Source organism: Microbulbifer sp. THAF38 (assembly GCF_009363535.1).
GTDB lineage: Bacteria > Pseudomonadota > Gammaproteobacteria > Pseudomonadales > Cellvibrionaceae > Microbulbifer.
In genome coordinates this window covers 49,970-60,187 of sequence record NZ_CP045370.1, presented here as the reverse complement: position 1 = coordinate 60,187, position 10,218 = coordinate 49,970, and the positions used below count along the sequence as shown (strand labels likewise).

Below are 10,218 nucleotides of genomic sequence, written 5' to 3'. Positions count from 1 at the left end.
TATTACTTAAAGGCTTATTTTTGGTTGTCTGATTGGTCATCATCGTCTTCCTTTTCGTAACTCTTTGGATCTTCTAGAAACTTCTTCATGTCGCCCGACGCAAAGCCATCTGGCTCGGAAATATCTTCTGCCCCGACATTCCGGATATGTTGCTTTGCGCGTCGAATGGCGTCTGAAATCGAGCCCTTCTTCTTTTTCACGTCACTGATGTGTTTAACTTTTTCGCTCATAGGAAGCACTCTACAGCCTTACAAACAGGTAATCAGATTTTGGCACGTACACAAGGCCGAATCGTTCATAGTATTGGCGTACACTTGCATTTATCGGGTTCATAACGCGCAGTTCTTTGGCTCCTAGAACCTCAGCATAACCCGCCATGGCAAGAAAGGTATATTCGAATACACGGATATCCTTCGCATTGCCTGGATTACCCTCGATGAAGTCGAGTCGAAGCTTTGTGCCTTGGTAGGTGGGCCGCCCTAAGCTTAAACTGGCCAATTGCCTGTTATTCCAAAGTGCCATCTCAAATCGCTTCGGATGACGATATCGGAATGCGTTATAGCCTTCAGTCCAATCCCACTCTACCCTTCGTTTTGGAGATGACTCCCAACGTTTAGATTCTAACAATGCAGACTGATCTATGAGAGCTGCCCTTAAGTTTGGCAGACTTGAATGAAGATCCTTATTGATTTCATCAAGTACTGCAAGTCTGAGCTTGGTGTACCGTTCTTCCGCATCCTTGTGAGTGGCCAGCATAAAGGCATTCCTCCTTCAATGTTCCAGAATTGCGAGCAGTTAACCGATTCAACGCGGCCCATTGTAATGGCCATCTGTGGCTACCGCAGAGTCAATTATCAATAGGTATGGATTGCAGACTGCTGACTGAAGATGCTTGAGAGAAAAGGGGAATGGAGTTTTTGAGAGGGTTTTTCGACCAATCTTGCTTGTCCATGGAAGAATAACCTAGTCCACAACGGACTCTAGTATGCTCGCAACAACACCTCTTAAATTCTCTAGGGATGCACCGCTAGCCTGTTTGGCAGTGTCTGATATTCTATATCTAATATTAATTTGACATGGTTTGCCAGACCCATGGTGAACTTGGATAAGTGTATGGATGAATCAGATAGTGTAATCCTTCCGACTGAGTTAGTACTTGAGCTGTATGAAACCTATCAGGCACTGGCTGAAGCATGCCTGGTTGTTAAGGGTTCAGTAAGAAGTGATCAGGATAGGTACCCGGTTTATGTCCCTACTTTTGGGTTCAACGAAGAGGACCACGTATCATATGATGCTCGGGAGGCTGCGATAAAATCCATGACCCAGCTATTCATCATAGATAAGAGCGAGAGCATACCTGAAGCCGGGATAGTTTGTGCCTCGCCAAACACTGTGACCGCAGTGGACCAATTAAATACTGCGAAAGTCGCTTTCAAAGACGCCGTGATGGCCATTCGCAAATTCCAGAAGCAAACAGACACAGCTGTCTCACGGATTTCCACATTGATTCGGAATAAGGTTGAAGAAGATGGATACCGGTCTGCTGCTTTAAAAAAAGCGATGAGTACGGCAGGTATCACTGCACTTGACCTTAAGCGTTGCTATGCAAATATTCGGATAATGCCCCCAAGTCTCGATGTCTTCAGTTGGACGTGGGCAACCAACCATACACGCACTCAGAAGGTGAGTGTGGATCAAGCGGTTGAAATGGCCAAGAAGTTATCCGACGAAAACTCTAAAGTAGCTCTGGATCTACTTGGTCGCTGTAACCCTGGAGAAATACTCGTTCGGAAGACCCAGCTTGCTAATCAACTTCGAGCGAATTACGCCTACAAGGAGGCAGGTAAAGTTATCCGGAAGTCGTGCCCTATCTCTGGCATCGTCATAGCACAGCAGGAGCGTATGCCTAGAAAACTATGGCGAGAAAACCCAGGTAAACGAGAGGACCTTGATCGTTTACAAAGAGAATCTGGCATCGAGCAGCAGGCATTCATTACGTCTTTGAATCTACACCGCTATGCACGTTGAACCAGAAAATCATCCATCAAATCAGCCAAAAGTCCGATGCTTTGGCTCCAGCGCGGCTCTAACAGTCGAAGCGACGCCTCTATTGGTCAGGGGGGTGGCTCAAGGGCATACGGTAAATCTTGATGTTGCTCCAAGGCAAGGCGAAAATGTCATCTGGGCTCGCAAGATAACCATCCAGTTGAGCGATACCGAGCTTCCGATCATGGCCGCCGTCTGCCTTGGGTACCTACCTAAAGCTCACTTCAAAAGAAGTGGAAAGGGCATTGTCATCGATCGCCAACCTAACAAATTGTATGTCTCGGCTACCCAGGGAAGTGGCAATGCTTTTGCGCTACCTATTCCCATTGGTCAGACGTTCCAAGTATCGAGCCTGATCCTCTCGCAGCTACTGAAACAAACAGCGTTGACTGACAGCAACCTGCTGGTTACTGCCTTGAGAGGAGCTGCGGCACTCTATAAACCAAGCAATTAGGGAATCGCAGACTGAAAAGCGATTGGGTCATAGCTGTTAGACCCATAAAGCCTGCCACAGCCTGGTATATGCACTTACAGTGCCGATAGATTCTAGTCTTGAGGCGCACCATGAAAACCAAATCTGCCTTACTTGTGGGCTTAGTTATACTGTCCGCAGCTCTTTCCATTTCTAATGCATATTTTTACAACACCGTAGAAGCGCTGAAGGCAACGATAAACAGTCAGAGTACACTCTCTGAAAATGATGTAATCACACTGGTAGATAACCGACTGAGCTCCCTAGAGAAGCGTAAAGCCCAGGAATTCCTGTCTAGTTTGGAAGAGCAATTTCAGTTAGTACAGGCATCTACGCCGGACAACCGCCTTATCTATGGTGAGATTAATTCGAGGATTACACTCCAGGAGTATGGCGATATTGAATGCCCCTACTGCCGAAAAATGCACGGGAGCATTAAGCAAGTCGTGGATCACTCTCAAGGGGTTATGAATTGGGAATTCAAACACTTTCCGCTTGGAGGACATAACCCAGTAGCGGCTATTGAAAGCCAGGCTATTGAGTGCGTGAAGGAGTACTATGATAACCGCACCGCCTGGATAGCCCTTGAGAGATTCATGGAAGATACAAAAGGCAACGGCAAAGGCCTTGGTGACATTCCTGAGTATGTACGGTCATTCGGGCTCAACGGTAGCCTTATCGGCAACTGCCTTGCTTCAGATGATCATAAAGCAAAAATCAACCAAGATTATGAGGATGGCCGCCGTGCTGGAATCAGCGCAACGCCTGCTATTCGTATTTTGGACAATCAAACCGGCAGGGATTATCTCTTGAAAGGCTATCGGACGCCGGAGCAACTACTTCAAGCCGTTCAGCAAATCCTTACTCAAAACTAGCACTTTCCTATAATGAAGTTCAAATTTACCCAAACTAAGTTGCTCAGGGTGAAGACTTGATAATTTAACAACGTTTGGCCGTGTTACCGTATAGCTTTGAATAGTCCGTTGGGAGGCCCTTAATGTTTAACTCAAGGCCTTCCTTGGAATTCACCAGAAGATCCATCTTTTTAGCAAACTCAGTTGTTCTCTCCTTAACCCTATTATGATCAAGACATTGATCATGCTCATTTCCGCCATCATCGTATAAGCTGAAGTCGGAAATATTTACATGCTGCAACTCATGATAAATAAATACCGTAGTTGCAGAAATGTCGTCAAAGAGATGATTAGTCAAAATTATTCTGTAACCTGAATCCATTTTATTCGAAAGTGCAGAATGGGACAAATATAGGCCTTTACCAATATCAAAATACAACGGCAAATTGATTACTCTAAAATCAATTTCTCCGAAATCTATCGCATCGCATAGATCTTTATCGATAGTGCATATGAGGATTCTAGATTTTGAAATCATCGCCTGCTGTTCTGATGATGGTAATTCGGTTGGCAATTTCTTGATGTGGTACGAGGCAAGGAGTGATAGCAGCACTATCACAATAACTGATAACCCAATCGCGTAAGCAACATACTTACACCATGCCACCAAGGGCCTAGAGGTCAACGGGAATAAAATCTTCATATCCGGCAAATAGCTTCAGAGTTTTATCGGCATCATCCCAAATTGCAACCGGTATACCATCATTTTCAGCGGACAATCTCTTTGCCTGTGACTCCGCTTCTACCAGGTTTGTTAAAGCTGGGTCATTGGGCTGTGGATCTAAATAGAAACCGTACCGGTACAACACTACCTTACTACTCGATTCTACCGCCTCATTTATCTTCAGCAAAGCCATCCTCCCTTCTATTACCCGATTCTGAAAGAACCGCAAGCTGTTGCTTGATCAAATTGGCATACTCCTCCCGAACAACGCTATCTATACCAGCTTGCTTACCCTTAAAGACTATCTCCCTTGCCGCCATAATCATGGCACCATCTAGAACTCCCTGATAACGCGTGTCCGCCCTGGTAGTATGAATTGCGGCTCTGAGTATATTTAGCCCATCACTAAGGGACTTTGGTGACCCTGACAACCAGAACCCAATTCGGAACTGGCACGGCGCAAACCCCATATCTGCACAGCGGTTGTATCTAGCCATCGTATCTTTGGCAATTGTCTTGGTGGGGTTGTCCATCAAACCTGTAGAAGGTGTGGCGCTTAAATAATCCTGTGTTAAATGCTCCTCCAGATTAACCTCTGCGATGTAGTAGTCTGCTGGCCAGTATCCTTTCTCTGCAGATGCTTTCAACAAGATAAAAGCTGTCTCTTTCGCCTTCGGTATATTCTCTATGGTATAGAGCAGCAAAAGCGCATTGTTGACGAGTACCTCTAATGAATTATCCCCGGATTGTAATCGACGAACCCAATAAGCAGGTCCATCATGGATAATGTAGGGGATACCAATACGCTGACTGGCGTTTGGAGATTTGGTGGTTGTATGATCCATACCTATGGCCAGGAGCAACGTTTTAAGTACTGTGTCATCAGTGTCTAAGTTGTGGCCAAATATCTCCTGTACCTTATCAAAGGTAACCTCAGGGAAAGCCTTACCCGAGATTGAGGTATCCTCATCTGAAATCGCAAAAGAACTAATGAGAGATAGGCCTAGTACCGCAATAATCATTACCAGTTTCATTAAACACCTCTATCTTCTGTCCAATAGGACTCCAAATGGTGCCTAAATATCCCTCGGTCTAAGTGATCGTGATATTCCTGGACAAACTCGATGTCTGTCTTTCTTATTGAAATTCCTAACTCTGGTTTATGCTGATCTTGTGGCCCCGCAAAGCATGGTCCTGAAATCATTAAGCATCCAAGCATTACGATGTCCTTTGTGTTTTTCATTAGCGGTCTCCAAAGTACCCCTTCCGCTCTATTTTCAGCTTGCGCCAAATCGGTAGGAGCATTTCAATTAACTGATTGCGATTTTTAATTGCTCTTATTTTTATGATTGGCTGATCATCATCGTTTGTCTCGATGACCAATGTAGAAAGACCGATAAGACCCAGCAGCCCTGCTGGTGGGCTGTGAATATCCTTTATGTCACTGATTTCGCAGAAGAGCTCCTGCCGGAATATGCTCGTTATTCCTTTAGCTTCTTTGATTTTATTGCGCGTAATGACTGTGTGCTCGTAACGAACTGATAGATATGCGTAAACCAGGCTAAATATCGACAACCCCACAAGGCCACAAAAAGCCCAGTAAACAGCTTCAGTAATTACCTGGCTGTACCCTTCGTTCAGACCAGATTGCCAAAAAACTAACAGAACAGTGGAGACGACTAGGAATGCTCCCCACCAAAGAAATGAGCCGATGTTGACCCATTGTGAGGGCCTACCTTCCCAAATAACCGTTTCATCGTTGTAGGAAACCGAACTCTGGTTCTCGGTATTCACCTCCTCTATTAACTGTGCCGTGTCATCGCTCATATCTCCCCCTTAAGCTGCGTGCCGCAAGCTGTTTCTCACCAGGCGTATTGCCACATCAAGATCATCTACATGTAAAGTGTTAAGTGCGCTCGGCGAATTTGGATCACCACCAAATCCTATGTTCATATCAAAATTAAAATTGGATAAATAACTACTATCAAATTCCGACATAGTTGATACAACAATGAGTGTTTTAAACTCACATTCCGAGTTCAATATTTGATGTAGAAGTAAGGCAGGATTATCTGCCTCATCAAAATGATCGAGGATAAGGGTCTGTGTAATGTCTATTAAAGAGACTTTCTGTTTAGCTCGACATTCAAGTAATGTGAACGTATCCAGGTGCTCAAGAACTTGATAGAGCCAGCGATCACCCACAGCTTCTGACTTTATCTCGCTGATCCTTATAAGTTTCAAAGTTTCCTCCTTCAAGCCTTAGCTGCCTCATAAGCCCCAATTAACAACATAAAAGACATAGCCATCCCAAAGGCAGAAATTGCCCTGCTAATTGCTCGATATATATCTTCTTTATTTTCATAGCGGCCAATACAGGAGAGACCGATTTCCACTGAGCCGAAAATGACACTCAGCTTTGCCGACATGAAAAGTAGTAACGGGAAAGTGATGGATACATGCTCACCAGATTTGAGTATGACTAACATCAAGAATGTTGCCGTAGCGACGACAATGTAGGGGAAAGACTTTGGAGAACGAAACCAGTCCATCATCAATACTCTACTAGCCGGCCGGCAACAGGGTCGAGCTGCTGCCACACTCTGGCAGGTACTTGTCGCTTATCCCTCTGGTCAGCCAACCCGAAGTAAATAGCAATGCATCGAATTACATTGACACCATGAATCACTGCTTCCGCAACAAATGCGCAATAGGCTTCAGTGATGGACGCCGCCACTACCTGGAACCGGTACTTCTTCATGCAATAGGAGTACACGTCAGCGCTGAATGCCCTTTCAGATTTCCTAGCACTAAAGTCAACATGAACAATATTGCTCACTCGAATTCCTCAGGCTATCTAAAGAAATAAGCCGCGATGAGCACCAATGCGCCAATGGAGATCATCATGTTTATCTGGCGGTCCTGGAGTATCAGGTAGTCTCGCTGCTGCTGGTCCAGCTTTCCTTGGCGGTATAGCCGGTTTACTGTGAATCTGACAAAGGGTGTACTAATGAACATCCAAGCCTCCATTTTTTCTGAAAGCTATGGTATGTGTTCCCCTAGGGGAAAGGATGTTTAAAGGATCAATCTGGAATGACCCTTTATAAATTTGATGGACTATGTATTTGCTTCGGTATCCTGCAGCAATACTTTTTCAACCAAGTAGATCTGGTACACAAGATTCGCCAGCAATTTGAGATTCCTAGCATTGCCGATCCATGGCTTAAGATCGCCCTTACTTTGGTGAGCCATAACCACCAGGCTACCGCGAGCTCGAATCGCAGGGTTAATCTTCCCGTACTCCAGATAGTCTCTGAGCTGCACTTCGCTGGTGATTTTGAGGAGTTCCTCCTTCGCCTTATCGAGGATTGCCCTATCCTGACGATAAAGCACACCGAGAGGTGTCACATACAGCAATGCCTTTGAGGCGGTAAGCAAGAAGAACTGACCACATAGAATGTTGTGGATCAATATGCCAAATAAAAAAGCATCCACGACATCTTCGGCAATGTGTAAGCCTTCCAACCGCAAGGCTGCTATGTAACAGGCGTATCCCATTCCAAGCCAAATGCCGACTGTGGCCACCAAGGCAATCTTTCGTTGGTACGATAAGGAAAGTCCCTCAAAGGTCGCCGCAGATACATCCACCCTCAAAAACCGATAGTCCATGCTCTTCTCCAATTTCTGCTGGTTTCACTATCTCATGGGCTCTAAAACCAGCAACTCTCGAAATAGCAATGGTTCAAGTCTTTGTGGGACATAAAACTTGATATGTATCAGATACTCTGAGCATCAAACCCTAGATAAAAAATTGAATCATTGAAGCCTCTAGTTTCCTGAGCTTTAGTTTGATTTGCATAGCAGCGTTATTAGGGGAGCAACGGGAAAGAAAGGCTTAAGAATCATGCTGTAATCTAAGTTTTAACTCTAGGCAAATCCCCCCACCGAGTCGTATAGGCGGGCGATGTAAAGGCCTGCCGCATCTTCCACTTTTTCTGGATACCTTCAGCACCTAGAAACAAAGTCCCGCGACCAAACTTTTTATTGATCCGGTCCATGGCCTGCATGGTCTGCCCTGCCCTGAGCGATTGCCCTGGGGTGAACAGATCACCCTGCCCCAGTGCGCGGGGGATTATCTCGATTAGCCCAACGCCCGCTTTCATAAAGCGGCAGCCGGGGCGGTATAAATCGGCAATGGCTTCTCTCACCAGCCGCACGATCACCCGCGTGTCATCGGTGGGGTATTGGGTCTGCACTACGGCGCTGCGGCTGTAGTAGTTGGGTTCGTGGGGTGAGGTGTGCAGGAATAGGTGAATCGACTTAACCAGCGATTTCTGTGTGCGCAGTTTCTCCGCCGCCCTGCTGGCATAGAGGGTCGCGGCTTGTAGTATGGGCGATAGGTCGGTGAGCTTTTCACCAAAAGAGCGGGTGCAATAGATCTGTTTCTTGGCCGGGGGCTCTTCCTCCAAACCCAGACAGGGAATCCCATTCAATTCCTCAATAGTACGCTCAATATTCACATTGATACGGCGGCGCAAAATTTTCGGGTTGGCCTGCGCCAGATCGTAGGCGGTTTCTATGCCGAAATCCGCCAGGCGCTTGGTGAGGCGACGGCCTATACCCCACACATCATTGACGGCGGTGCGGCGCTGCATCCACTGCCATTTCTCCGGCGTATCCAGCGCACAGACGCCATCGCACTTGGGGATTTTCTTGGCCGCGCGGTTGGCGAGCTTGGCCAGGGTTTTACTGGGGGCGATGCCCACACCCACAGGCATACGGATGTTACGCCAGAGCGTGTTGCGGATCTTGCGGCCGTAGTCCTGCCAATCCTCCTGCAGCCCGTGCAGGTCCAAAAACATCTCATCGATGCTGTAGACCTCCACGTTGGGGCCGAACTCTCGCAGGGTAGTCATCACCCGGTGGGAGATATCGCCATACAGCGGGTAGTTGCTGGAAAAGATGGCCACCCGGTGGGCACGCAGCAGGTGCTGAACCTTGAAGAAGGGCTCCAGGTCGCCAATGCCCAATAGCTTCGCCTCCTTGGAGCGCGCCACTACAAAGCCGTCATTGTTGGAGAGCACTACCACCGGGCGCCCACGCAGGTCGGGCCGAAATATCTGCTCACAGCTGGCATAGCAGCTATTGCAATCCACCAGTACCAGCATTCAGCGCGGCCGGTGGTAACGTACCGAAGCTTTCACCACCCCCTCCACAATCAATTCCTGCCCTTCCCAGATGGGGATCGGGGCGTAGTCATCATTGGCAGAGAGCAGCCGCCCCTGCTGCTGGTCCAGCACCTTGCAAGTCAGCTGGCCATCCAGGGCTACCACAACCACATCGCCATGGGCGGGCGTCAGTGAGCGATCGACAATCAACAGATCCTTATCGAAGATTCCGAGCCCCATCATGGAATCCCCGTTCGCCCGCGCCATAAAGGTTGCCGCAGGCTTGGAGATCAGGTGTTCATCCAGGCTGAGTGCCGCCTCCTTGTGGTCATCGGCAGGAGAGGGAAAACCACAGGCAACGCCGTGGCCATAGAGTGGGGAAAGCTTCATTCTGGAAACCCTGATTACTGTATATACATACAGTTTATTGCCAGAGGGCAGCAACCGGCAAGGGCAATGGATGACTATGAGGCCGGTACCACCCACAGCACCGGCCTCAACAGCAGACTAGGCTGCTTCTTCTATGGACAAGCTTCTACCAGGGGCCTTTTCCTCCACTGCGTAAAAAACCCCCTTGAGTGTTTCCCCCACCTCCTCACCGATCAGCTGCAACAAGGTGGTGCGCGCGGTTTGATTGGGACAGTCCGCAATCCACTACAGGCCGGTACAGAGATTGTTGACGCGGTGAAGCTGTTGAATATGAGCAGTCAAAGGCATGGTCTACCTCCTATTGGAGCGATAAACCCTTGCCGCCAAAGGCACTGACCTAAGTGACTTACCACCGCCAAGACCCGTTAGTGTATTACCCCGGATTTTGGCGACATGCACCGAAACATTACTAACAATTTCACGGTTTATGAACGGATAAACTGGGTTTTTTCTAATTTAGAAATGGAAAATGAGGTTTTATTTCGAAAATCGAAAACTTGTTCTTAAGAGGGTACCTAATACGGA

15 protein-coding genes are annotated in these 10,218 nt (G+C 47.3%); 3 read left to right on the top strand and 12 right to left on the bottom strand.

What is annotated here, in order from left to right; translation table 11 throughout:
* Positions 1 to 14 precede the first annotated feature (14 nt).
* Positions 15 to 230, bottom strand: coding sequence for a hypothetical protein (locus FIU95_RS20800; protein ID WP_152456560.1), 216 nt, complete (start codon positions 228 to 230; stop codon positions 15 to 17).
* Positions 231 to 240: 10 nt separating this feature from the next.
* The gene (locus tag FIU95_RS20795; RefSeq protein WP_152456559.1) at positions 241 to 756 is read right to left on the bottom strand and encodes a hypothetical protein; all 516 of its coding nucleotides are present in this window, start codon (positions 754 to 756) and stop codon (positions 241 to 243) included.
* Positions 757 to 1,113: 357 nt separating this feature from the next.
* Here FIU95_RS20795 and FIU95_RS20790 point away from each other — a divergent pair, with 357 nt between their 5' ends.
* The 3 genes from FIU95_RS20790 (at position 1,114) to FIU95_RS20780 (ending at position 3,393) form a co-directional block, all read left to right on the top strand.
* Complete coding sequence (locus tag FIU95_RS20790; RefSeq protein ID WP_152456558.1) at positions 1,114 to 2,028, top strand: hypothetical protein; 915 nt, start codon at positions 1,114 to 1,116, stop codon at positions 2,026 to 2,028.
* Positions 2,018 to 2,500 (top strand): hypothetical protein, encoded by a 483-nt coding sequence (locus FIU95_RS20785; RefSeq protein WP_152456557.1) that lies wholly within the window; start codon positions 2,018 to 2,020, stop codon positions 2,498 to 2,500. Before FIU95_RS20790 ends, FIU95_RS20785 begins: the two co-directional genes overlap by 11 nt.
* A 110-nt stretch (positions 2,501 to 2,610) precedes the next feature.
* On the top strand, positions 2,611 to 3,393 hold the full coding sequence (locus FIU95_RS20780; RefSeq protein ID WP_152456556.1) for a thioredoxin domain-containing protein: 783 nt from the start codon (positions 2,611 to 2,613) through the stop codon (positions 3,391 to 3,393).
* A 64-nt stretch (positions 3,394 to 3,457) separates the two neighbouring features.
* Here FIU95_RS20780 and FIU95_RS20775 read toward each other — a convergent pair whose 3' ends face one another.
* The 10 genes from FIU95_RS20775 to FIU95_RS20730 form a co-directional block, all read right to left on the bottom strand.
* Positions 3,458 to 4,075, bottom strand: a complete 618-nt coding sequence (locus FIU95_RS20775; protein ID WP_152456555.1) for a hypothetical protein — start codon at positions 4,073 to 4,075, stop codon at positions 3,458 to 3,460.
* Positions 4,047 to 4,283 (bottom strand): hypothetical protein, encoded by a 237-nt coding sequence (locus FIU95_RS20770; protein ID WP_152456554.1) that lies wholly within the window; start codon positions 4,281 to 4,283, stop codon positions 4,047 to 4,049. The genes FIU95_RS20775 and FIU95_RS20770 overlap by 29 nt, the downstream gene beginning before the upstream one ends.
* Positions 4,267 to 5,130: a hypothetical protein gene (locus FIU95_RS20765; RefSeq protein WP_152456553.1), complete on the bottom strand. Its 864-nt coding sequence runs from the start codon at positions 5,128 to 5,130 to the stop codon at positions 4,267 to 4,269. Before FIU95_RS20765 ends, FIU95_RS20770 begins: the two co-directional genes overlap by 17 nt.
* Positions 5,131 to 5,338: 208 nt before the next feature.
* Positions 5,339 to 5,923 (bottom strand): hypothetical protein, encoded by a 585-nt coding sequence (locus FIU95_RS20760; RefSeq protein WP_152456552.1) that lies wholly within the window; start codon positions 5,921 to 5,923, stop codon positions 5,339 to 5,341.
* Positions 5,924 to 5,932: 9 nt separating this feature from the next.
* Entirely contained in the window at positions 5,933 to 6,340 is a 408-nt protein-coding gene (locus FIU95_RS20755; protein ID WP_152456551.1) for a hypothetical protein, read from the bottom strand.
* A gap of 11 nt (positions 6,341 to 6,351) precedes the next feature.
* The gene (locus FIU95_RS20750) at positions 6,352 to 6,651 is read right to left on the bottom strand and encodes a hypothetical protein (protein WP_172975512.1); all 300 of its coding nucleotides are present in this window, start codon (positions 6,649 to 6,651) and stop codon (positions 6,352 to 6,354) included.
* Complete coding sequence (locus FIU95_RS20745) at positions 6,651 to 6,935, bottom strand: hypothetical protein (protein WP_152456549.1); 285 nt, start codon at positions 6,933 to 6,935, stop codon at positions 6,651 to 6,653. The genes FIU95_RS20750 and FIU95_RS20745 overlap by 1 nt, the downstream gene beginning before the upstream one ends.
* A gap of 278 nt (positions 6,936 to 7,213) precedes the next feature.
* Entirely contained in the window at positions 7,214 to 7,765 is a 552-nt protein-coding gene (locus tag FIU95_RS20740) for a hypothetical protein (protein ID WP_152456548.1), read from the bottom strand.
* A 245-nt stretch (positions 7,766 to 8,010) separates the two neighbouring features.
* On the bottom strand, positions 8,011 to 9,264 hold the full coding sequence (locus FIU95_RS20735) for a Y-family DNA polymerase (protein WP_152456547.1): 1,254 nt from the start codon (positions 9,262 to 9,264) through the stop codon (positions 8,011 to 8,013).
* Positions 9,265 to 9,654, bottom strand: a complete 390-nt coding sequence (locus FIU95_RS20730) for a LexA family transcriptional regulator (RefSeq protein WP_152456546.1) — start codon at positions 9,652 to 9,654, stop codon at positions 9,265 to 9,267. It abuts the gene before it with no gap.
* Positions 9,655 to 10,218: the final 564 nt, after the last annotated feature.

Coding starts and splice junctions, on each gene's coding strand:
- FIU95_RS20740 (WP_152456548.1), bottom strand. CDS start 7,765: ATGGACTATCGGTTTTTGAGGGTGGATGTATCTGCGGCGACCTTTGAG.
- FIU95_RS20735 (WP_152456547.1), bottom strand. CDS start 9,264: ATGCTGGTACTGGTGGATTGCAATAGCTGCTATGCCAGCTGTGAGCAG.
- FIU95_RS20750 (WP_172975512.1), bottom strand. CDS start 6,651: ATGATGGACTGGTTTCGTTCTCCAAAGTCTTTCCCCTACATTGTCGTC.
- FIU95_RS20790 (WP_152456558.1), top strand. CDS start 1,114: ATGGATGAATCAGATAGTGTAATCCTTCCGACTGAGTTAGTACTTGAG.
- FIU95_RS20775 (WP_152456555.1), bottom strand. CDS start 4,075: ATGAAGATTTTATTCCCGTTGACCTCTAGGCCCTTGGTGGCATGGTGT.
- FIU95_RS20760 (WP_152456552.1), bottom strand. CDS start 5,923: ATGAGCGATGACACGGCACAGTTAATAGAGGAGGTGAATACCGAGAAC.
- FIU95_RS20785 (WP_152456557.1), top strand. CDS start 2,018: ATGCACGTTGAACCAGAAAATCATCCATCAAATCAGCCAAAAGTCCGA.
- FIU95_RS20730 (WP_152456546.1), bottom strand. CDS start 9,654: ATGAAGCTTTCCCCACTCTATGGCCACGGCGTTGCCTGTGGTTTTCCC.
- FIU95_RS20795 (WP_152456559.1), bottom strand. CDS start 756: ATGCTGGCCACTCACAAGGATGCGGAAGAACGGTACACCAAGCTCAGA.
- FIU95_RS20800 (WP_152456560.1), bottom strand. CDS start 230: ATGAGCGAAAAAGTTAAACACATCAGTGACGTGAAAAAGAAGAAGGGC.
- FIU95_RS20780 (WP_152456556.1), top strand. CDS start 2,611: ATGAAAACCAAATCTGCCTTACTTGTGGGCTTAGTTATACTGTCCGCA.
- FIU95_RS20765 (WP_152456553.1), bottom strand. CDS start 5,130: ATGAAACTGGTAATGATTATTGCGGTACTAGGCCTATCTCTCATTAGT.